Here is a 23,451-nt window from a genome sequence, read left to right as displayed (position 1 = left end):
AATCATTAATTTTGCATAATACATTTGTAGCCTTATTGCTAATAAATTATAATATAAAACTAGTTGGTATATAGAGTTCAACTATTTGATAGTTTTAAAGTGTACAATTAATAAAGGCTTAATTTCTACTATGCAATTTTTAAGGGTTTCTTTTCTTTTATGTGCGATAATAATTTCTTCAATCAGTTCATGGAGTCAAAATGAGACGAACAATTGGTATTTTGGCGAACGTGCTGGATTATTATTTGATCTTCAAAATGATCCAGATATACTTTTCAATGGTAAAATGATTGCTGAAAATGCATGTGCTACAATTTCTGATAAGGATGGCAATCTTTTGTTTTACACTAATGGAACTAACGTATGGGACAGTAATCATAATATTATGATTAATGGAGTTCTTGTAGAGCCTTTAGGGATGGTAGACCCAGTTAACCTTGAACCAAATATTTTGCTTAATGTTATGATTATTCCAATTAAGGATAGCGAAAATTTACACTATATATTTACAATTACTTCAGCAGATGGTTTGCGTTATTCTCTTGTTGACATGGATAGAAATAATGGCCTAGGAGAAGTTGTTTTTAAGAATAGAGTATTATTACCTGGTGAAGGTGTAGGTAAGTTAACAGCTGTGCACCATGCAGATGGTAAATCTATTTGGTTATTAACTACTAAAAAAAATGAAAGTAGTGAGTATTCTTGGTTTTATGCTTATAAAATTGAAACTAATGGGAATATAGGAAAAGGAATCATAACTAATGATACTTTTTACAAAGGTCTGCAAGAAGGACAAATGAAATTTTCGCCTGATGGCAAAAAGATTGCTTGTGCAAATTATAGACCACAATCACTTTCTGATCATTTAATGACTTTTGATTTTAATTCTGAAAATGGGATTGTTAGTAATAGGAGAAATGTTTTGACTTCTTTTGTTTTTTTTGAAGTTGTTTCTGCATTTGGAGTTGAGTTTTCAAACGATTCAAAATATCTATATGCTTCTTTGGTTCGTCAGGGTATGTTTAGAGAGAATAGCAATGAATTTATACCAGATGAAATAAGAAAAAATTTGCTGTATCAATATGATATGTCAAATTCAAACCCTCAAACAAATTGGACATCTATAGATGAAGCTCAAAATGAATTAACAGCTGCAAGCTTGCAATTGGCAAAAAACGGAAAAATATATAGAGCATTGACCATTGATAAAAGCCAAGGAACACCATTACTTGGAGTTATTAATAACCCACATGAATTAGGAGAAAAAATAAATTATACTAATAAGGCTATAGACCTAGGTAGCAATAGGTCTAGATTAGGACTTCCAAATTTTATTCAATCCTATTTTAGAACTAGAGTATTAGCAGATAACGCTTGCATTGGTATTCCAATTCCTATGGAAGTGGATACTTATGCTGATATTACTGAGGCAATATGGGATTTTGGTGATGGAAATACTTCAAATGAAATAGAAGCTGAACACGCGTATACGGCATCAGGAAATTATCAAGTTACCGCAATAATTACTATTAACAATTGCCCTATAACAGTAACAAAAGATATAGAAGTGTATAATCTTCCAAACTTAGAGGTAAATCAAGAATTAGTACAATGTGACCTAGATACTGACGGAATCTCAATTTTTAATTTAAATACAATAAGAGACAAAATTACTAATCCTTTGTACAATGAAGAATTAGTATTTTATGAAACTAGATTAGATGCTGAGTTAGATATGAATCAAATTTTAAATCCAGAGAATTATACTAATATAGAGCCTAATCAGGAGATATTTATTCGAGTCATAAATGATAACGGTTGTTTTGAAATTTCTTCATTTTTAATTTCTGCAGTTTTTGTTGATTTAGGAAAAATTACTGAAATGTATGCCTGTGATAGCTCTGATTTAGATTCTAATGATGGGTTTGGCATATTTTCTATAGGCTTTAAGAGAGCAGAAATTAGAGAAGAAGTTGATTTAGAAGCGTCAACAATTTTAGAATATTATCCAACATTAATAGATGCTTTAACAATGCAAAATGAAATAGATGACCGCTTTTTTAGTTCACCATCTACAACTATATGGGTTAGAGCTCAAGAAGAAAATTTTGCTTGTAGCGGGATAGCCCCTATCAATTTAATTGTTAATTCAGCTCCAAAAATTGATATTGAAGAAGAATATTTAATCTGCAAAAATCAACCTATTGAACTTTTTGGTGACAAAACTAATGATAGGGTTGAATGGGTTGACAGTAATGGTTCTATTTTATCAACCCAAAGAGAGTTCAGTTTTTTTAAACCTGGTTCATATCAACATATTGCATATAAAACAGAAAATGGGATAGAATGTTCAAATACTTTTGATTTTGTAATAACAAAAACAGAGCCTCCATCTTTTAATAATATTGAAATAAAAAAGATAGATAAAAACAGACACTTGATATATATACAAATTGATGGTTCAGGAAAGTATGAATTTTCAATAGATAATATTAATTACTTTGAGGAGTCAAATTCTTATAATTTCGAAAATATTCCTGCAGGAAAACATACTATTTATGTTAGAGACATAAATCAATGCGAACCTACCATTCAAAAAAGCGTTTATATTTTAGGGTACCCAAGTTTTTTTACCCCAAATAATGATGGAATGAATGATTTTTGGACTGTACTTGGGTTGTCAGAAGACGAATTGTTATCAACTCGTGTTAATATTTACGATCGATTTGGAAAGTTAATTACTTATTTAAATGAGGAAAACAATTATAGATGGGATGGTAAATATAATGGAAACTTTGCTGCACAAAACGATTATTGGTTTGAGGTGATTTTTATAGATGGTACAATTAATCGAGGACACTTTACACTAAAAAGATATTGATTTTATGAGCACTAATACTATGCTTTTTGTACGTTTTTTAAAATTATTGAGCAATAGTTTAGCTTTGTATTCCATTAATAAGAATTAGATTTATTCTTTTATGTCCTTGTAAGTATTAAAGAGTTAGGAGACTAAATCAACAATAATTTTTAAATTCAACTAATTTAGTTATTTTAGTCTTCATGAATATTATTATCCAATCTACTTTAAAAACGCTTCAAAAATCTAAAACCTTACTTGATAGTCTAAAGGATGATGATTTATGTAATGCTTCTTTAGCACCATACTATTCAAGTATTGGTACTCACCTTAGACATATCTTAGATTTCTATGACTGTATATTTAATTTGGATTCAGATGGAATAATAGATTTAACTGCTAGAAGTAGAAATAAAAATGTAGAATCTAATTGTGATTGTGCTAAAAACTATCTAGATGTAATTATCGAAAAATTGAATAAAGCTGATTTTGATATTAATGAAGAAGTAAAAGTAATTGATGATTTAGGCTTAGGTAAGGTAAAAGTAATCTATACATTTGGCGCTGTTTTGGCACAAGCAAATAGTCATACCATTCATCATTACGCTATTATTAATTATATATTGGAAGGTTTAAAAATTCCTTTTAGCGATGTAGAATTTGGATATAACCCAACTACTCCCAAAACTATTATTTTTAATTAATAATTCTTTTTTTTAAACATACTGTCTAAAATTGTGTTAATGCCTTTAAAAGCAAAAAAAATGGCTAAGACACAAACAATTATTGCTATTATTAATATAGGTATATATAGTGGTTTTTCTTTATTGGTTAAAGCTATATAAATTAAAGTTGGACCCAAAAACATACAGCCCGCAGATATACCTATAACTTTCACACCTTTTACTAGAATATTTTTATCGGTTTTATTAGTTTTCATTAATGTAATTTTGAACAGCTAACCTGACACTCCCAAATTTATCTAATAACTGTTTGGCTTTTTCTTGAGGCACATTAATTTCGTTCATTATCATTTTAACCCCTCTGTTTACAAGTTTATTATTGCTCAACTGCATGTCCACCATTTTGTTGCCTTTTACATGCCCAAGTTGAATCATTGTTGTTGTGGTAATCATGTTTAAAACAAACTTTTGTGCTGTACCAGCTTTCATTCTAGAACTCCCAGTAAGAAATTCTGGCCCTACAATGACTTCAATAGGATATTTTGATGCATTTGATAAAGGGCTATTATTATTACAAGTAATACATCCAGTAATAATATTATTATTGTTACATGCTTCTAAAGCAGAAATAACGTAAGGTGTCGTACCTGAAGCTGCAATACCTACAACAATATCTTTGTCACTAATATTATAATTTTGTAAATCTATCCAGCCTTGGGTTGTTGAATCTTCAGCATCTTCAACAGATTTACGTATAGCAATATCTCCGCCTGCCATTAACCCTATTACTAACTCATGAGAAACTCCAAATGTTGGTGGGCATTCTGAGGCATCTAAAATACCTAAACGGCCACTTGTACCAGCTCCAATATAGAATAGCCGACCACCCTCTTTTAGTTTTAGAACAATTTGTTCTATCAATAGTTCTATTTGTGGAAGTACTTTTTCTACTGCTAAAGGAACAGTTTTATCCTCATTATTAATATTAGAAATTAACTCTTTAATACTCATCTTTTCCAGATGATTATAATTTGAATCTTGTTCAGTTATTTTTATAAAGCTCATAATTCAAAAATAGTGAATTAATCATGAAATTTAATCGAAAAGTATATCATCTACTTCTATTTTTTTATCATTAATAAAATCGTAAAGAGTAAGTTGTCTTAAAACATAATAATCTCTCCAAAAATCTTCTAATGAATTTAAATATTTAAGTACAGCATTGTCTCTTTCCCTTAATGCTATATTTAAATCGGTTATTGAAATTTTTCCTAAAACATATCGTTTTCTAGAAATATCATACCTTTTTGTGGCAACTTCTTTTGCTTTTTGAGAAGTGTATAGAAAATCTCTTTGGCTTGACCAGTTTAGAACATGTAAGTATATTTCTTGTTCAAATTCTTGTTTATCTTGATTAATATTATTTTCAGTTAAGTCTAAATTAGCCTCAGCCATTTTTCGCCTAGATTTAGATACGCCCCAATCAAAAAGAGGAATACCTAATGAAACCGAAACGTTTTGTTGTTTATTAAAATTGTCAAAAAGGTTATTGAAATTTTCTCCGTTTTGAGAAACCCCAAAATTTGCCCTTATTCCTAATTGTAATCTATTATTCCCTTTTTGAAAGGCAACTTCTTTTTCTGCCTCCAAACGCTTTCTTCTAAACTCTATTACAGCTTTTCTGTTAGATTGTGCTTCACTTAAAGCTTTATCAACAGATACATCAAATAGTGGTAATTCTTCTGGTATGTCTAATTCTATGTTTTCAGTATCTAGCTCCAAATAACGAGCTAAATTTTGAGAAGTTCTTTTTACTTCAACAGTATTAGTGGTGACATTGTTTTTTGAATTTAATAGAGTTAATTCCATCTGTAACAATTCATTTTCTGCAATTTTACCCATTTTAAATCTACCTTTTGAAATTTTATATAAGGTGTCTTGATTTAATAAATTTACTTCAGCAATTTCTAATTGCATTTGCGCTTTGAGTAATTCAAAATACCTACGAGCTGTATTTACTGATATACTTTCCATATTTTCAATAAACTCCCTTTGAGATTCTTCATAAATTAATGGTTCAATTTTTTTATCCCATTTAAACTCATTGTATAAAATTGAATTTTGAGAATAACTTAAACTAAATGGGATAACTGAATATTGGATATTATCGGCTAACCCAAAGAGTTCAACACGCTCTAAATTTGAAAAAACGGAAAGTGTACCTCCAGTATAAGGCACCCTTTGGGAAATGGATAAACCTCCATCAATAACTAATTGGTTTTGGTTAACAAAAATATCTTGTCCGGCATCATTTGTTTGTCTTATTACGGCGTTACTATATGCTGGTAATGTGGCATTAAGCTTAAATTGAGGTAAAAAACCCGCTTTGTAATTTCTAAAACGCCAATAGTTTGATTGGTTTCTATTTAAGCTTATTTTATAATCTGGCGATTTTTTTTGAGCAATACTGATTGCTTCTGTTAAAGTTATTTTTTTTGATTGAGAAAAAGTAAGTAATGGAAAAATAACAATTAAGATAAAATATAATTTTTTCACATGTCTATATTTAAGTTAATGGATTGATATGAGTTTACTATTCTGATCTTAATGCTTGAATAGGTTTTTTATTAGCAGCAGCTTTTGCTGGGAATATTCCGAACACTAAACCCACAATAACCGCTATAAAAAAGGATAATAATACAGAGTTTACAGAAAGTACAGTTTCTATTCCCGATGCCATTTCAATAATGTAAGCTCCTAATATGCCAGTAATTATTCCAATAATACCACCGCCTACACTAATAAGTATAGACTCTGATAGGAATTGTAAAATCACATCTTCTCTCGTAGCACCTATTGCTCTAATAATTCCTATTTCTTTGGTTCTTTCGAGAACAGAAGCCAACATAATATTCATAATACCAATGCCTCCAATTAATAAAGAGATACCTGCAATAATACTTAAAACTATATTGAATATTTGCTTTGTTTTTTGCTGTTGTTTAAGAAGTTGTATAGGAATGGTTATTTCAAAATCAAGTACATCATTATGCCTACGTTTTAGCATTTTGCTTAAAACTTCTGCAGTAGCTTTCAATTCATTTGAATTTGCAACTTGTACGGTTAATTTATCTATTTGGTGATAATTACCTCTTGGTTGCTTTTTTTTAGGACCATTTTGATTTCTACGATTGTTTGCATTTAGTTTATCAACAATAACTTTACGGTCTTTATAACGTACTAAGAATGTTTTTATAGGAATGTAAACATCTTGATTCAAATCTCTAATACCTAAGTTCTCTTGGGCTTTATCTGATATTAATTTTTCTTCAATTACACCAACTACTTGTAACCAAACATCTTTAACTTTTATTTGTTTACCCAAAGCACTTTCTCCAGTAAATAGTTTTTTTTCAACTTTTTTACCAATGATACAAACTGGAAGTGCGTTGTTAATTTGATAATTAGAAAACATTTTACCTTTTTCTAAACTAATATTTGAGGAAATAAAAAAAAATGGAGATACACCTATTAACTTTACTGAATTTTGTTTTCCATTATTAATAACGTAAGTATCTAAGATGATTTCAGGGCTAACTAGTTTTACACTGGGAATATTTTTTTTTATACTTTCAGAATCTATTATATCCAATCCTTTAGAAAATCTTTTTGACTCATTTTCTTCATTTTCTGCAATATCAGTATCAGCTTCATCATCTTTTTTGTCTGGTATAGGAGTGACTACAATATTGTTAACACCTACTAATTCAAGTTGTGCTAAAATCTCTTTTTCTGCTCCATTACCTATAGCTAGCATGGTAATAACTGATGCAACACCAAAAATAATACCTAGAGCCGTCAAAAATGTTCTTACCTTATTTGTTTTTATAAACCAAAATGCTTCAGTAAAATTAGATTTTAGTTTTTCAAAAAGTAGCTTGTCTATCATATCTATTCTAAAGTGGTTATACTTTTTTCTTCATAACCTTCAGGCTTATTTAAATATACCACATCATTTTCTTCTAAGCCTTTGTTAATTATAATTACTTCGTTATTAGATAAGCCTAGTTCTACTTGTTGTTTAGTTACAGAGTAACCCGATTTTACATATGTATAGCTTATAGAGTCTTTAGAAAAAATAGCTTCAAGAGGTACCATTAACACGTCCTCTTTTTGGTTTGTTAAGATTTTATTTGATGTTGTCATTCCAGGTCTAATGTTTTTGTTAGAACCATTAAGTTTAATTAGTACTTGAAACAATTTTACGTCTGAACCTGCTCTAGTTTCTCCAACATTTGCAACTTCTGTAACAACTCCATCTAACTCGATATCTGGAAAGGCATCAAAGCCAACTTTTACTTTTAAGTCTTTTTTTATTTTTCTTATGTCCACCTCATTGCTATATGTTTTTGATTCCATTTTAGTTAAATCTGGTAAGCTAGCAATAGCTGGTTCCCAAGGAGAAATAGAAGAGCCCACTTTTTTCTTAGTTCCGTTCCATTCTTTTACATAGGTAACCATTCCTTCATCTTCAGAATGAATGGTGAATTTTTTTTGTAGTTCTACTAATTCTTCAATGCGCTTTTTTATTTTAGAAACTTCAGTACCAACTTCAATCATTTTTGCATTAGCCTGTCTTTTTTTAATAGAGTAGTCTGCTTTTTTTTCCCTAAGCCCCCGTTCGTTTTTTTCAATTTCAATCTCTAATTGACGAATAGTTGTAGGTGGCTCATAAATAGATCTTTCTAATTCTAATTTTTTTTCTTCAATATTGAATAGAAGGTCTTTAATAGCATTTCGTTCTTGCTTTAAAGTTAAAGTTGTATCTAGTTGCTGTTGAGTATATTTAGACTGTTCTTTCTCTAAATTTAATTGAGCGTCTAGTATTTTACCGTTAAGCTCAGAAACATCGAGTTTACCAATATATCCACCTTTTTTAACGACAGTACCTTCTGGTACTAAGTCTTGAATTTTAATTTGATATATTCCAAAACGTCTAGCGTTAGTAGGACCATTTATTTTTTTAGAGCTAGTAGATTGCGCCTCTCCAGATATAAATATTTCATCTAAAAAAACACCTTTTGTTACTTTTGCAGTTAACGAGATATCTTGACTGCTACTAGAATTAAAATAGAAATAAGAAATAATTAATAGGATTGCAACTCCTATAATGATGGTTAATTTTTTTTTATTCATACTGGCTGGTTTTTGATTGATGTAATAAATAACTATTTAAAAGTAGTATACCAATAATTTCTTACAGTTAATTAAATCTTAATTTTTTAATTAATTATATTTTTGATAACAATCAGTACTAATTTTTAATAATAATTTGTTTTATTAGAGAAATAACGCACAATTTTTGTGCCAAGTATGCAGTTGGGTAATTATTCTATTTTATAAGTAAAAGTACTTCCTTATGATATATAGTGGATGAACCAAAAAATAATTGTTTTACTAGTTATATTTAACATTTACTACTTATTGTTTTTTTACCAGATGAAGATAAGTGGTACAATATAAATTCATAATGTTTGGCGTTTTACGCATAAAAAAAGCCCCTTTTAAAGGAGCTTTTAATAAAATATTTGTATTTCTTTTTACAAGATGCTATTTAGTGTTTTGCTTGGTCGCATTGCTTGGTTTATTAATGCTTCATTTGGCTCATAATAGCCACCAAGGCTTATTGGTTTACCTTGAATCTCAGCTAACTCTTTTATAATAATAGATTCATTATCAGCTAATTGTTTTGCTATTTTTGAGAATTCTTCTTTTAATGCTTCATCTTTATTTTGGTTTGCTAATTCTTGAGCCCAATACAAAGCTAAATAAAAATGACTTCCTCTATTATCTAATTCTCCTGCTTTACGTGAAGGGCCTTTTTTATTTTCCAATAGTTTATCTGTGGCGTCATCTAATGCTTCACCTAAAATTTTTGCTTTTGAATTATTATTTACTTCACTAAAGTGCTCTAAAGAAACAGCTAATGCCAAAAACTCGCCTAAAGAATCCCAACGTAAGTGGTTTTCTTCCAATAATTGTTGTACATGCTTTGGTGCTGATCCACCGGCCCCAGTTTCAAATAAACCGCCACCATTCATTAATGGAACTATAGATAGCATTTTTGCACTCGTACCAACTTCAAGAATTGGAAATAAATCAGTTAAATAATCGCGAAGTACATTTCCAGAAACCGAAATTGTATCTTTTCCTTCTTTTAACCTTTCACAAGTAAAAATGGTTGCATCAATAGGGGACAAGATTCGTAAATCTAACCCACTAGTATCGTGGTCTTTTAAATAAGTATTTACTTTTTTAATCAATTCTGCATCATGCGCTCTATTTTCATCTAGCCAAAAAACAGCTGGTGTTTGAGAAGCTCTTGCACGTGTAACTGCTAATTTTACCCAGTCTTGAATAGGTGCGTCTTTTACTTGACACATTCTCCATATATCTCCGGTTTCTACTGTGTGTTCGATTAAAACATTGCCTAAAGCATCAGTTACTCGTACAGTTCCATTTTCAGAAATTTCAAATGTTTTATCATGAGACCCGTATTCTTCAGCTTTTTGCGCCATTAACCCAACATTAGGAACTGTACCCATGGTTGTTGGATCGAAAGCGCCATGCTTTTTACAAAAGTTTATTGTTGCTGTATAAATTCCTGCATAACTACTATCTGGAATTACAGCTTTGGTGTCTTGAAGTTTTCCTTCAGCATTCCACATTTGTCCAGAGGTACGAATCATTGCTGGCATTGAAGCATCAATAATAACATCACTAGGAACGTGTAAATTGGTAATTCCTTTATCGCTATTAACCATGGCTAAATCTGGACCATTTTCTAATGCATTATTAATATCAGCTTCTATTTCATTGTATTTAGCTTCTGGCAAGTTTTTTAAATCTGCTAGCAAATCTCCAAATCCGTTATTTACATCAACACCAATTTTTTCAAGAGTTTCTGCATGTTTTGCAAAAACATCTTTAAAGTAAGTGCGAACCGCATGACCAAAAATAATAGGATCAGAAACTTTCATCATAGTTGCTTTCATGTGTAATGAAAACAATACATTTTTCTCTTTGGCATCTGCTACTTGTTCTTCTAAAAAGCTCAATAAAGCTTTTTTACTCATTACAGTAGCATCAACTATTTCTCCTTTTAATAATGCTAAATTATCTTTTAAAACGGTAGTGTTTCCGTTGGAATCTACATGTTCAATCTTTACGTTTGTGGCAGCATCTAAAGTTATCGATTTTTCATTGTGAGCAAAATCACCATGATTCATTGTTGCAACATGGGTTTTAGAATTGCTAGACCATTCACCCATTGAATGAGGATTCTTTTTTGCGTAATTTTTTACAGCTTTTGGAGCACGTCTATCAGAATTTCCTTCGCGTAATACAGGGTTTACTGCACTTCCTTTGATTTTGTCGTAACGTGATTTTACGTCTTTTTCAGAATCGTTTTTTGGTTCATCTGGATAATTTGGAATTGCAAAACCTTGGGACTGAAGCTCCGAAATTGCTGCAGTTAGCTGTGGAATTGAAGCACTAATATTTGGTAGTTTTATAATATTAGCTTCTGGTTTTTTTGCTAATTCGCCTAAAAATGCTAAATCATCTGACACACGTTGTTCTTCATTTAAAAAATCTGGAAAAGCAGATAAAATCCTAGCTGCTAAAGAGATGTCTTTAGTTTCAATATTAATTCCAGAAGTTTTAACAAAAGCTTTTACGATAGGTAAAAATGAACGCGTTGCTAAAGCTGGTGCTTCATCAGTTTTTGTATAGATAATTTTAGACATTCGCCTTGTGTTTTATATTGATTTATAATTAAAATTTGGAGCAGAATTAACGATAACGTTTTCGCGATGCGAATATACAAAAATTGACCTTTAAAATAACGGAAATTCATTAATGAACTGCTGTGATTTTAGACTGATTTAATAGAATGATAAAAAAGGATGAAGTCTATAAGAAATTGACAAAAAAATAGTACTCAAATTATAAAAATACAAAAGCCATATCACTATAGAATTTAATCTACTTTGACATGGCTTTCTTTGAAATAACATGACGTGATCTAATTAGTATTTCTACTAAATCAGTTTTAATTTTCATAAAACCTTTTCAATTCAAGTGCTATTATTTCAATGAAACATTTCGTGTTGTAATTTTCAAAATGTATTGACATAATTACCAAAATGCTTCAGTTAACTGTTTTTTTTGATACTTAATTTGTTAGCCATCCATTTTCATGTCTGTTAACCACCAAGCATTGCTCTATTTATAGTATTCCCTTTCGTTAACTACTACTTTTTCAAGCTTTCTGCCATACTAGATTCCATCTACTTTCGCATCTGGGACTTTTTACAGCTTCATGGTTCTCTGCTTACGCACGCATACACGTGGCGCATCCAAACCTCAAAAAACAATTATATATAAAGAACGTTACTCTATTTTAGATCTTAATTCAAATTTGTTTTTACACAAAACCAACCGAGGTTGTTATTAATTTCTTTTGCTAATATATAATCACATTTCAGAAAATCAAATTTTTTAAGCAATTAGATATCAACGATTTATAAACTATACTTATTAACTTTTGTTAATAAAAAAAGCCTTAACATTTGTTAAGGCTTTAATATGCTTTTGCATTGCTAATAGAATACTAGCGTCTACGCTCTTTAATTCTTGCTTTTTTACCAGTAAGACCTCTAAAGTAGTAGATTCTAGCTCTACGTACAGCACCACGTTTGTTAACTTCTATTTTCTGTAATGCAGGTAAATTAACTGGGAAGATACGCTCTACGCCAATAGATCCTGACATTTTTCTAATTGTAAAAGTTTCTGATGTACCAGATCCTCTTCTTTGAATAACAACACCTCTGAAAAACTGAGTACGTGTTTTGTTACCCTCTTTAATTTCGTAATACACTGTAATAGTGTCACCAGCTGCAAATTCTGGTAAGTCTTTTCTTGTTACAAATTCGTCTTGAACAAATTTTACTAAAGATTCCATATCTTTAAATTTAATTATAATTAATTCAGAACAACATTCACGATTTTCGCCAGAGGTTAACCCGAAATTGGGTGCAAAAATAGTTATTAATTAATAATCTACAATGTTTTATTTGTCTTTTTTTGGTGTTCCCTTTTAGGTCAGGCTATTCGCTATATCTTTTGCTTTTTAGCAAAAGGATGCCGCTACTATCCTTAACACATACAAAAACACATACAAAAGTTTTTAATCTTATTTAGAATTATGTCTTTTGAAAACATTAATTGATAAAAGTAATAACCCTATTCCGAAAATAAAATAAGAAAAGGCATTAAAAAAAGCAAGTGTTACTTGTGCACTTAATAGTGCTTCAGTCCCATTTTTGGCAGCAATAGCATTATAGATAAACCCACCAGCAAAACCAATACTGTTTAAAATACTACCAACAAGTAAAAGAAACGTAGCTATAGATCTTTTTTTAGCTAACATGATTATAGTCGCTATTAGAATAGTTAAGTGTACTAAGCCGTTAATTATCCCAGCTATTGCAAATTGTAATTGTAAGGTGTCTATATCTTCCATATTATTTAATCATCTAACAAATCTGGTCGTCGTTCTTTGGTTCTTAAATAAGCTTGTTCTTCTCGCCATTTTTCAATCTCTGGTAAATTTCCACTAAACAGTAGCTCAGGAACTTTCCAGCCTTTATATTCACGTGGTTTTGTATAAATTGGAGGGGCTAATAAATTATCCTGAAACGAATCGGTTAGGGCAGAAGTTTCATTACCTAGAACTCCAGGAATTAAACGTATAATTGCATCACAAAAAACAGCAGCACCTAGTTCACCACCAGACAATACATAATCACCAATAGATATCTCTCGAGTTATAAAGTGGTCTCGTACCCGTTGATCTACACCTTTGTAATGCCCACATAAAATAATAATGTTTTCTTTTAATGATAGTTGATTGGCTATCCCTTGATTTAAAGTTTCGCCATCAGGAGTCATATATATTATTTCATCATAATTGCGCACTGCTTTTAAAGCAGTTATACATTTATCAATTGGCTCAACCATCATTACCATACCAGCTCCACCACCAAATTGTGTATCGTCAATAGATTTATAATTATCAGTAGTATAATCTCGTAAATTATGAAAATGGACTTCTACCAAACCAGCTTCAATAGCACGTTTTAAAATTGAAGCTTCAAACGGACTTTTAAGTAACTCTGGTAAAACAGTAATGATATCTATGCGCATGATAAGTAATTATGCAACAAAGATAATTTAATTGTTTGGTTATTTATTAAAACTTATTTCGCTTAAGTTAATTGAATACTCCATTCTTTGGTTGTTACTAATATCCCAAGTTTCCATTTTTATTTCAGGATCATTTACATCCCAATTTATTGTAACCAACCCAAAATGATTATCCATAACAGGACCTTCTATTCTGTTTTTGTTCGGAGTAGCAAAATGCCATGTTGAAGATAATCCGCTTGATGTAAAGTCGTAAATTGGATAAAAACTTGTTTCTAATTTTGAAATTTCAGAATAGTGTACATCTCCAGTTAAAAACATAACACCACTAGCGTTTGTTTTTTCAATGAGGCTTAGCATACGCTTTTGCTCGTGTGGAAAATTTGCCCAAGCTTCATAGCCATTCCATTCAATTCCAAATTGTGTTCCAGACCCAATTAATCTAATGTCTGCAGGTTTTGAGAGTTGTTTTTCTAACCATTTCCATTGCGTTTCGCCAAGTAATGTAGAATCTGAATTTGTATACGGCGCATAGCCTTTACCATAAAAGCCATATCTACTATCATTATCAAATTCGTTATTGTAAGGCTTAAGCTTATCTCTAAAAGTTCTCCCGTCTAACAAAATTATTTGTAATTTTTTTGCTCCATAGTCATACTCATAAGAATGATATATACCTTTATGGTCTCTTCTAGTAGAAGTGTCAGGTTCATTAAAAAAAGACAAGAAAATATCTTTTGCTTCTTCTTTAAAAGAATACTCTTTACCAGCATCATTCCAACCATAGTCATGATCATCCCAAGTCGCAATAATTTGTGTGTTTTTCGATAAGTTTTGGAAACTTTTTTTAGAGCCCAACTTTTGATACTTAGCTTTTAAAGTATCCATGTTTTTTGTATCACCATAAATATTATCCCCTAAAAAAATAAATACATCAGGATTGTGTTCCACTACTAAGTCAAAAATAGGAAGTTCATGATTTTGCGACCCACAAGAACCAAACGCTATTTTTGTTACTAATGGTTCACTAGTTTGGTTTTTATCATTTTTACAACCTATAAATAGGATCACAATTAAAAAAAGGTAACTGATGTTATGTAAATTTTTCATGAGAAAGTTTTATCAAAGGAATTGGTTAACTAAATTACAAATTTAAAAGTAAATTTAGTTTTGTAATACTAACTATTTATTAGTCCAAAAAAAGGTTAAATCGGTATCTTTTACAAAACCTTCTCGTTGATATAAATGTTGTGCAGGGTTTGTGTTTTCGGTTTGTATTATAATACCTTTATATTGTTTTTGTCTACACAAATCTTTGGCTTTATTTATTAAAGAAGCACCAATACTTTTACCTCGATAGTTCTTATCTATATATAAATCATTTAATATAAACATTGGTTTCATTGAAACAGAGGAATATAAAAAGTATAATTGTGTAAACCCAACAGGGGTCTCATTTATATATGCTAAATAAATAACCGAATCTTTTTTGGTAAGCCGTTCTTTTAAAAATGTTTTTACAGCAGTTTTATTTGATTCTTGCCTGTAAAAAACGCGATAACCATTAAAGAGAGGTACTAAATGGTTTAGGTGTTCTGAAGTAGCCTGTATAATATTCATAAAAAAAAATCTGTAATGTGATGCCTAATATGTTTGACAACCAAATTACAGATTTTTAATTTATAATTGGATTTACTATAACCCTTTTTGTTTATTTATTTCATCTTGTAATTGACGTCTAACTTTTTGCTCGCGTTCTAAAGCTGTTCTTCTATGGTCATCAAATTCTTCTTCAATTTCTTCAAGTGCCTTTTTTGCATCACGAGTAATAGCGTTACTGTTTTTAAATTTATATACAAATAAGATAAATAACGCTAATAAGCCAGCAATAATAGTCCACATGAGTACATTGTAATTAGTTTTACTCATTTGCATACCAAGCAGAGACATACTGTCTTTTTCTAAATTTGTTGAATCTAATGTAGATTGAGTAGTGTTCAGCTTCGTTTTTAAAGCAGTAATTTCTTTTTGCTGAGCTTCAACACTACTTTTTGAATTATCTAATTTTGTCTTTAGCGTTTTTAAAGAATCAATAGTATGATTTCTCAATGTTAAAAAGATGCTACGTTTAACAGCTTCATAGGCTTGCCCATTTGTACCTTTAAAATTTCCAGATTTTTTTAGTACATATTCAAACTGATTACTAATAGTGCCATTATTTAAAGACAATTTATCATCTTCTGACTGGGCTTGAGAAAAACATACTGTGCTTATTAAAAAAAAGGCGATAAGGGAAGCTTGCTTAATAGGATTCATTTACGATTGGTTTAAAATGGTTGTATTTGGTTTTACGAAGTTATAAAATATTGTTTATTAATACAGTTATATTTAAGAAAAAGCCTCACTAGGTGAGGCTTTTATATATACGATTAATATTTCAATTTAGATTTTAGTTATTTTAATAATATGTATAACGTCTAACTTTGGCAATATATTTTGCTAACCTTATAACTTGATGGCTGTAACCATATTCATTATCATACCAAATATATAACAATACATTTTTTCCATCTGCACGTACAATAGTTGCTTTACTATCATAAATTGAAGGCGCTGAGCTACCAACAATATCACTAGATACTAGCTCATCACTTAATTCATATTTTATTTGTTCAACTAAATCACCTTCTAAAGCATATTTCTTTAAAATAGTGTTAATACCGTTTAAGGACGTCGTATTTTCAATTTCTAAATTTAAAATAGCTAATGATCCGTTTGGCACAGGAACACGAATCGCGTTTGATGTTAATTTGCCTTCAAAACTAGGTAGTGCCTTGGTTACTGCAGCGCCAGCACCAGTTTCTGTAATAACCATGTTTAATGCAGCTGCACGTCCACGACGATACTTCTTGTGAAAATTATCGACTAAATTTTGATCGTTTGTATAGGCATGAATTGTTTCTAAATGGCCACTTTTAATACCAAAAGAATCTTCGATAGCTTTTAAAATAGGAGTAATGGCATTTGTTGTACATGATGCTGCCGAAAAAATGTCTACTTTGTCAGGATCATTTTCTAAATGATTTACACCATATACAATATTTGGTACACCTTTTCCTGGTGCGGTAAGTAATACTTTATCTGCACCTTTAGATTTTAGATGCCTACTTAAAGCCTCTTTATCTCTAAAAGCACCAGTATTATCAATTACTAACGCATTGTTTATGCCATATTTTGTATAATCAATATCTTCTGGAGCATTTGCAGAAATAATATTAACGGTGGTTCCATTAATTATTAAAGCTTTCTTTTTAATATCTATTGAAACGGTTCCAGGAAAATCACCATGAACAGAGTCATTACGCAGTAATGATGCTCTTTTTTCTAAAATAGTTTCATCAATAGCCCCACGAGTAACAATAGCTCTTAATCGAAGCTGACTGCCTTTTCCTGTGCGCGTCATGAGTTCTCGAGCAACTAAACGACCAATACGACCAAACCCATAAAGTACCACATCTTTAGGTGTAATATCCCCATTTTTACTAGCATCTTTTAATTTGCTAGCAACAAAAGCTGTCGCATTGCTGTGTTTGTTGTCATCTAAATGAAACTCGTAAGTTAACTTCCCAATATCAAGTTTTGCAGGTGGAATATCTAACGCTTTAATGGCTTGAGCGATTTCTACCGAATCAAAAATTGAAATAGGTTTTTGTACAAATTTACCAGCATAATTATGTAGGTTTAAAATTTGACTAACATTTCTATCAATCAGTTGATTTCTAAAAATCACTAATTCGATAGATTTGTCGTACCAAAGATCACTTACAATTTTGATAAATTCTACGGTTGCTCTTCGGCGGTCTGCTTGAAAAGCCAACTCTTTTTCATAATTTTTACTAAAAGGCATTGTTTAAATGTTTAGTTGTGTGTTAAAAATTTTGGCAAAAGTACTATATTTCAAACGTTTTCGTAGCGTATTTGCATAAAAAAATAACCTCTTAAAACTGATAAGCTTCAAGAGGCTATTTTTATTGATATTTGGTAAAGGATCTTATTTGAAAATAACTTCCTTTTTTTCTAAACGTGTGTTTATATATGCTAATTGCTCAAGATTTTCCACAAAATCGTCACCATATTTTTCTTTTAATTTTGAAATGTCTTGAATAGACTCAATTTTTTTGTTATTTATTTCTGTAATAATATAACCTTCTGTAATCCCTAAATTTGAATATAAATATTTGTTATTCGTTTTTGAAACTTGTACACCGTTTGGTATTTCATATTTTTCTTTAATAGAGGTTGATAAATCTCTGAATTCCATATTCATAAACTTAACAGAAAAGATGTCTGTTTTAGAAATAGTAACAGGAATTGTAAGCAGCTCATCATTTCTAAGCAGTTTTACATTAACTACATCGTTAGGACGTTTTGTTTTTAAGTAACCTTTTAAGTCTTCAAATTTTGAAATCTCTATATGGTCTAATTGTTTTATAATATCACCTTTTTTGATCCCTGCTTTTTCTGCTCCAGATTTTTTTGTAACATCATTAACAAAAACACCCTCGGTATCATCAACTCCAAATTCTTCAGCAGATGCACTATTTAAAACCCCAGCAGTAATACCTAAAACGCCATTTTGTGTGTTACCATACTCTAAAATGTCCATATATATTTTTCTAGCAATATTGCTTGGCACTGCAAACGAATACCCAACATAAGAACCGGTTTGCGAAGTTATAGCAGTATTAATTCCTATAAGCTCTCCATTTGTATTTACTAAAGCACCCCCAGAATTACCTGGATTTACAGCAGCATCAGTTTGGATAAATGAGTGCGCATTTCTCCCTGTTGGATCTAAACTTCTAGATTTTGCACTAATAATACCAGCTGTTACTGTTGATGTTAAATTAAAAGGATTACCAACAGCTAAAACCCATTCACCAATTTTTGCTTGATCAGAATCACCAAAATTAACAACAGGTAAATCTTCATCTGCATTAATTTTTAAAACAGCAATATCGGTTTCTGAATCTGTGCCAATTATTTCAGCTTTATATGTTTTATTATTATTTAAGGTTACTGATAATTCTTGAGAGTTTTTAATAACGTGGTTGTTAGTTATAATATAACCACTTGGGTCTACTATAACTCCAGAACCAGTGCCTAACTGCTTTTGTTGAGGATTTCTTCCAAAAAACAAATCTTGCATAGTCATTTGTCCACCACTAAGCGATACATTTTTTACATGAACAACTGCGTTAACTGTATTTTCTGCAGCAGTTGTAAAATCTGAATTTTCGTAAGCTTTTAATGGGGCGCCAATATTATTTGTTGGCAAAAAAGTAGGTGTAGTATTGTTTGATGTAACAACTAGTTTTTGTTCTGGTTCTAAAAATAATTTATATGCACTTAGGGTTAAAATGCCACCTAATGCCGAAACCAGTACAAGTGTCAAAATCTTTTTCATTTTTTTTCAGTATTTAAGTTTTATTTATTAACGACTAAAATTAAAAATTTATTGAACTTGCAAATCAATTTTAACGATTTTTAACGTCTACTTTAACGGCTGTTTAACAATCAAAAAACCGATTTAATATTTATATATTTGTCTTTTGAATTATGCAACAAACATTTTATAAATATCAAGGAACTGGAAATGATTTTGTGATGATTGATAATCGTCAACAAACATTTGACAAAAAAGATATCGAGCACATCTCTTTTTTATGTGATAGACGTTTTGGGGTAGGAGCAGACGGGCTTATCTTAATAGAAAACCACGATACACTAGATTTTGAAATGGTGTATTACAATGCTGATGGTAGTCAGAGCTTTTGCGGTAACGGAGGAAGGTGTGCTGTTGCTTTTGCTAAACAATTGGGAATTATAAAGGATGATGCCGATTTTTTAGCTATTGATGGTAAGCATTATGCTTCTATTAAAGAAGGTGTTGTAAAGCTACAGATGGCAGATGTAAATACTGTTGAAAAACATGATAATCATGTTTTTTTAGACACAGGTTCTCCACACCATATACAATTTGAGGAGCAAATTACAGATTTTGACATAAAAACTTTGGGCGCCAAAATACGATATGGAGCACCTTATAATGCTGTTGGAAGTAATGTGAATTTTGTAAAAAAACTTTCAGATACTGAATTTAAAGTAAGAACTTACGAAAGAGGGGTAGAAGATGAAACCTTATCTTGCGGCACTGGTGTTACTGCAGTAGCGTTAGCAATGCATTATATAGGAGAAACAGAAAAAAACTTAATTACTTTAAAAACTCAAGGAGGAGATTTACAAGTAGCTTTTCAGTCCCAAAATGGTACATTTAATAATGTTTGGTTAATTGGACCAGCAAAAATAGTATATCAAGGTAGCATATGATAACCTTAAGAGGCAAAAATATATACTTGCGTGCTTTGGAACCTGAAGATTTAGAGTTTATTCATATAATTGAAAACGACGAATCTATATGGGAAATTAGCAATACACAAACGCCGTATTCAAAGTTTTTAATAAAGCAGTATTTAGAGCATTCTCAAAAAGATATTTTTGAAGTAAAACAATTAAGACTAGTCATTTCTAGTTATAGTGAAGAACCTTTGGGAATGATTGATATTTTCGATTTCGATTTTAAAAACAGTAGAGCTGGTATTGGTATTTTAATTAAAGATGCTGCAGAAAGAAATAAGGGAAATGGAAGTGAGGCATTACAGTTACTTATAAATTATTGCTTTACACATTTAAACTTACATCAATTATATTGTAATATTTCTGAAGAAAACGAAGCGAGTATAAAATTGTTTTCTAATCAAGGGTTTAAAGAAATAGGATTGAAAAAAGATTGGAACTATGTAAATAGTTCTTATAAAAATGAATATTTATTCCAGCTTATAAATAACTAAAATGTATATAAAAAAAATACTTCTTGCTATTGTGTTTATTGGGTTAGCTGTTGCAGCTTATTTTGCATATTATGTTTATGATACCATGTTTAGTCCAAACACTAAGTTTAATAATGATTCAGCTTATATTTATATTAAATCAACAGATACTTACAATGATGTGCGTAAACAATTAGAACCTCTTTTATTAGATATCGATAAGTTTGATGCTTTAGCTGAGCAAAAAAAATATGTTAATAACATAAAAGGAGGGCGTTACGTAATTAATAAAGGAATGAGTAATAACGATATTATTAATTCAATTAGAAGTAATAACATACCTGTTAAAGTATCATTTAACAATCAAGAAACCATTGCAAAATTAGCAGGTCGTATTGCTTCTCAAATTGAAGCAGATAGTATATCGCTTATAAAAGCTATGGAAGACAAGGTTTTTTTGTCTGAAAATAGTTTTAAAGAGGAAACAGCCTTAGGTATGTATATCCCTAATAGTTATGAGTTTTTCTGGAATACTTCTGCAGAAAAATTCACAAACCGTATGTTAAAAGAGTATAATCGCTTCTGGAGTGACGCGAGGCTTGAAAAAGCAAAGGCAATTGGTTTATCGGATAGCGAAGTTATTGCCCTAGCATCTATAGTTCAAAAAGAAACGGCAAAAGTAGATGAAAGACCTCGTGTTGCAGGTGTTTATGTAAATAGACTTAAAAAAAGAATGCCATTACAAGCAGACCCAACTGTTATTTATGCTTTAAAGAAAAAAACTGGCGATTTTTCCCAAACTATTAAACGGGTATTATATAAAGATTTAGAAATTGATTCTCCATATAATACATATAAGTATGCTGGTTTACCACCGGGTTTAATAGCAATGCCCGATGTATCGTCAATCGATGCTGTTTTAAATTATGAAAAACATAGCTACTACTACTTTGTAGTTAATGTTGAAAATTTTGGCTATCATAAATTTGCAAAAACCTTATCTCAGCATAACAGAAATAAGCAAGAATACATACGCTGGATAAATAACAAAGGTATAAGAAGGTAGTGGTGTTTAATAAGCTTAAATATTTATCAATACTTGTTTTAATATCATCATTTTCCTTTTCTCAAACTAAGCTTGATTTTTTTCTAACACCAAGTGATACATTAAATAAGTCTAGAAGAAACTCTGTTGTTATTACTGAAGCTTCTTTAGCTGGTATAACATTAATTGGGTTAAATCAATTATGGTATTCAGATTTTGAACGTTCAAAATTCCATACAATTAATGATAATAAAGAATGGCTTCAAATGGATAAGATGGGGCATGTATTTACTTCGTATCAAGTTGGTAAGTTTGGAGCAGAGGTTTTAAATTGGAGTGGAGTAAGCAAAAAAGACCAATTAATTTACGGCTCAACTTTGGGGTTTGGTTTCCTTACAGCTGTCGAAATTTTGGACGGTTTTTCAGAAGAATGGGGCTTCTCTTGGGGGGATATCGCTTCAAACGCTGCCGGAACAGGTTTGTATATTGGTCAAGAATTACTTTGGAACGAGCAACGTATCAATTTGAAATTTTCTTTTCATCAAACAAAATATGCTATGCAGAACCCAGACAAATTAGGAAATGGGTTTTTAGAGCAAATTTTGAAAGATTATAATGGGCAAACCTATTGGTTAAGTGCTAATTTACATGCTTTTTTTAAAAAAAGTAAAATCCCTAAATGGCTTAATGTAGCCGTAGGTTATAGCGCTGACGGGATGTTAACGGGCATTAAAGATGTTGACAATACTATGTTAACAAATATTAATAGGCAACGTCAGTTTTATTTAAGTTTTGATGTAAATTTGAATAAAATTAGGACAAATTCACGTTTTTTGAAATCCGTTTTTAATATTTTTAATGTTTTAAAGGTGCCTTTTCCAGCTATAGAATTCAATAAAAATGGCTGTGTATTTCATCTATTATACTACTAAAAATTGCACATAAACGATTAATTTTGATATAATTAAAAAAAAGCCTAATTTTGCACGCTCAAATTTTCAAGTGTATTTAAATGAAATTTTGCACTGAAGAAATTTAAAAATTATGAGAAAAAGTATTGCAAGTTACTTAACCCTGACGCTTACAATATGTATTCTATTGTATAGTTCGTTTTCATCTGATGAAACGATAAATTTAGGTAAGTATTCAACTAAAGGTTTGGTTTTAAACTACACTGTAAGTTTAGATACTAATATTAATGACGATGTTTTAGCTTCTAGCGATGTTAATAAGTCATTTTCTCCTTACCTAGGAAAATCATTTGTAGGATTTAAAGAAGCTTTAGCTTTTAAAGAATCGGGAGGAGATTATTTTTCTGTAAACACTTTCGGGTATTTAGGTAAATATCAATTTGGTGCATCAACATTAAAAATGATTGGTATTAATAACCCTGCTAATTTTTTGAAAAACCCAGTACTTCAAGAGAAAGCTTTTATTGCAAATTCGGCACGTAACAAATGGATTTTACGACGAGATATTAAAAACTTTGTTGGTAAACGTATTAACGGTACTGTTGTAACAGAATCAGGTATTTTAGCTGCGGCACATTTAGCAGGACCGGGTAGTGTTAAAAAATATTTAAGAAGCTACGGTTTAGATAATTTCACAGATGGTTACGGAACTACAATACAGTATTATATGAAACGTTTTTCGGGATATGATACATCTTTTGTGAAACCAAATAGAGAAGCCAAAGCTATATAG

21 protein-coding genes are annotated in these 23,451 nt (G+C 30.5%); 7 read left to right on the top strand and 14 right to left on the bottom strand.

Going from position 1 to position 23,451, the window contains the following annotated elements:
* Positions 1-130: 130 nt before the first annotated feature.
* Both M3P09_RS13425 and M3P09_RS13420 read left to right on the top strand, forming a co-directional pair.
* Positions 131-2,881 (top strand): T9SS type B sorting domain-containing protein, encoded by a 2,751-nt coding sequence (locus tag M3P09_RS13425; RefSeq protein WP_249973527.1) that lies wholly within the window; start codon positions 131-133, stop codon positions 2,879-2,881.
* Between the two features lie 182 nt (positions 2,882-3,063).
* Positions 3,064-3,564, top strand: a complete 501-nt coding sequence (locus M3P09_RS13420; RefSeq protein ID WP_249973526.1) for a hypothetical protein — start codon at positions 3,064-3,066, stop codon at positions 3,562-3,564.
* Here the strand turns inward: M3P09_RS13420 and M3P09_RS13415 are convergent.
* The 14 genes from M3P09_RS13415 to M3P09_RS13350 all read right to left on the bottom strand — a co-directional run bounded on the left by M3P09_RS13415 (position 3,561) and on the right by M3P09_RS13350 (position 19,279).
* The gene (locus M3P09_RS13415; protein ID WP_249973525.1) at positions 3,561-3,800 is read right to left on the bottom strand and encodes a DUF6095 family protein; all 240 of its coding nucleotides are present in this window, start codon (positions 3,798-3,800) and stop codon (positions 3,561-3,563) included. The genes M3P09_RS13420 and M3P09_RS13415 overlap by 4 nt on opposite strands.
* Positions 3,790-4,608 carry an N-acetylmuramic acid 6-phosphate etherase gene (murQ, locus tag M3P09_RS13410; RefSeq protein WP_099563262.1) on the bottom strand — a complete coding sequence of 273 codons (819 nt, stop codon included), beginning with the start codon at positions 4,606-4,608 and terminating at the stop codon, positions 3,790-3,792. The genes M3P09_RS13415 and murQ overlap by 11 nt, the downstream gene beginning before the upstream one ends.
* Before the next feature lie 30 nt (positions 4,609-4,638).
* Positions 4,639-6,099, bottom strand: coding sequence for a TolC family protein (locus tag M3P09_RS17455; protein ID WP_099563261.1), 1,461 nt, complete (start codon positions 6,097-6,099; stop codon positions 4,639-4,641).
* Between the two features lie 37 nt (positions 6,100-6,136).
* Positions 6,137-7,492 carry an ABC transporter permease gene (locus M3P09_RS13400; protein WP_099563260.1) on the bottom strand — a complete coding sequence of 452 codons (1,356 nt, stop codon included), beginning with the start codon at positions 7,490-7,492 and terminating at the stop codon, positions 6,137-6,139.
* 2 nt (positions 7,493-7,494) lie between these two features.
* Positions 7,495-8,739 (bottom strand): efflux RND transporter periplasmic adaptor subunit, encoded by a 1,245-nt coding sequence (locus tag M3P09_RS13395; protein ID WP_099563259.1) that lies wholly within the window; start codon positions 8,737-8,739, stop codon positions 7,495-7,497.
* Between the two features lie 404 nt (positions 8,740-9,143).
* A complete protein-coding gene (locus M3P09_RS13390; RefSeq protein ID WP_249973524.1) occupies positions 9,144-11,351 on the bottom strand; it encodes an NADP-dependent isocitrate dehydrogenase in 2,208 nt (735 codons plus the stop codon).
* 866 nt (positions 11,352-12,217) lie between these two features.
* Complete coding sequence (gene rplS / locus M3P09_RS13385) at positions 12,218-12,568, bottom strand: 50S ribosomal protein L19 (protein ID WP_099563257.1); 351 nt, start codon at positions 12,566-12,568, stop codon at positions 12,218-12,220.
* Between the two features lie 231 nt (positions 12,569-12,799).
* Positions 12,800-13,129, bottom strand: coding sequence for a hypothetical protein (locus tag M3P09_RS13380; protein WP_249973523.1), 330 nt, complete (start codon positions 13,127-13,129; stop codon positions 12,800-12,802).
* Positions 13,130-13,134: 5 nt separating this feature from the next.
* Complete coding sequence (gene trmD / locus M3P09_RS13375; RefSeq protein WP_249973522.1) at positions 13,135-13,812, bottom strand: tRNA (guanosine(37)-N1)-methyltransferase TrmD; 678 nt, start codon at positions 13,810-13,812, stop codon at positions 13,135-13,137.
* A 39-nt stretch (positions 13,813-13,851) separates the two neighbouring features.
* Positions 13,852-14,922 (bottom strand): alkaline phosphatase D family protein, encoded by a 1,071-nt coding sequence (locus M3P09_RS13370; RefSeq protein ID WP_099563254.1) that lies wholly within the window; start codon positions 14,920-14,922, stop codon positions 13,852-13,854.
* Between the two features lie 72 nt (positions 14,923-14,994).
* Positions 14,995-15,432, bottom strand: a complete 438-nt coding sequence (locus M3P09_RS13365; RefSeq protein WP_249973521.1) for a GNAT family N-acetyltransferase — start codon at positions 15,430-15,432, stop codon at positions 14,995-14,997.
* A 75-nt stretch (positions 15,433-15,507) separates the two neighbouring features.
* A complete protein-coding gene (locus tag M3P09_RS13360; RefSeq protein WP_249973520.1) occupies positions 15,508-16,128 on the bottom strand; it encodes a tRNA (guanine-N1)-methyltransferase in 621 nt (206 codons plus the stop codon).
* Positions 16,129-16,270: 142 nt separating this feature from the next.
* Positions 16,271-17,719, bottom strand: a complete 1,449-nt coding sequence (locus M3P09_RS13355; protein ID WP_249973519.1) for a glyceraldehyde-3-phosphate dehydrogenase — start codon at positions 17,717-17,719, stop codon at positions 16,271-16,273.
* A gap of 144 nt (positions 17,720-17,863) precedes the next feature.
* On the bottom strand, positions 17,864-19,279 hold the full coding sequence (locus M3P09_RS13350) for a trypsin-like peptidase domain-containing protein (protein ID WP_249973518.1): 1,416 nt from the start codon (positions 19,277-19,279) through the stop codon (positions 17,864-17,866).
* A 152-nt stretch (positions 19,280-19,431) separates the two neighbouring features.
* Here M3P09_RS13350 and dapF point away from each other — a divergent pair, with 152 nt between their 5' ends.
* The 5 genes from dapF to M3P09_RS13325 all read left to right on the top strand — a co-directional run bounded on the left by dapF (position 19,432) and on the right by M3P09_RS13325 (position 23,451).
* Entirely contained in the window at positions 19,432-20,202 is a 771-nt protein-coding gene (gene dapF / locus M3P09_RS13345; RefSeq protein WP_249973517.1) for a diaminopimelate epimerase, read from the top strand.
* Positions 20,199-20,723 carry a GNAT family N-acetyltransferase gene (locus M3P09_RS13340; protein ID WP_249973516.1) on the top strand — a complete coding sequence of 175 codons (525 nt, stop codon included), beginning with the start codon at positions 20,199-20,201 and terminating at the stop codon, positions 20,721-20,723. Before dapF ends, M3P09_RS13340 begins: the two co-directional genes overlap by 4 nt.
* A 1-nt stretch (position 20,724) precedes the next feature.
* On the top strand, positions 20,725-21,768 hold the full coding sequence (mltG, locus tag M3P09_RS13335; RefSeq protein ID WP_249973515.1) for an endolytic transglycosylase MltG: 1,044 nt from the start codon (positions 20,725-20,727) through the stop codon (positions 21,766-21,768).
* 2 nt (positions 21,769-21,770) lie between these two features.
* Entirely contained in the window at positions 21,771-22,679 is a 909-nt protein-coding gene (locus tag M3P09_RS13330; RefSeq protein WP_249973514.1) for a DUF2279 domain-containing protein, read from the top strand.
* A gap of 112 nt (positions 22,680-22,791) precedes the next feature.
* Positions 22,792-23,451, top strand: coding sequence for a peptidoglycan-binding protein LysM (locus M3P09_RS13325; RefSeq protein ID WP_249973513.1), 660 nt, complete (start codon positions 22,792-22,794; stop codon positions 23,449-23,451).

Source organism: Jejuia spongiicola (assembly GCF_023502325.1).
Classification (GTDB): domain Bacteria; phylum Bacteroidota; class Bacteroidia; order Flavobacteriales; family Flavobacteriaceae; genus Wocania_A; species Wocania_A spongiicola.
This window is presented reverse-complemented; position numbering and strand designations above follow the sequence as displayed.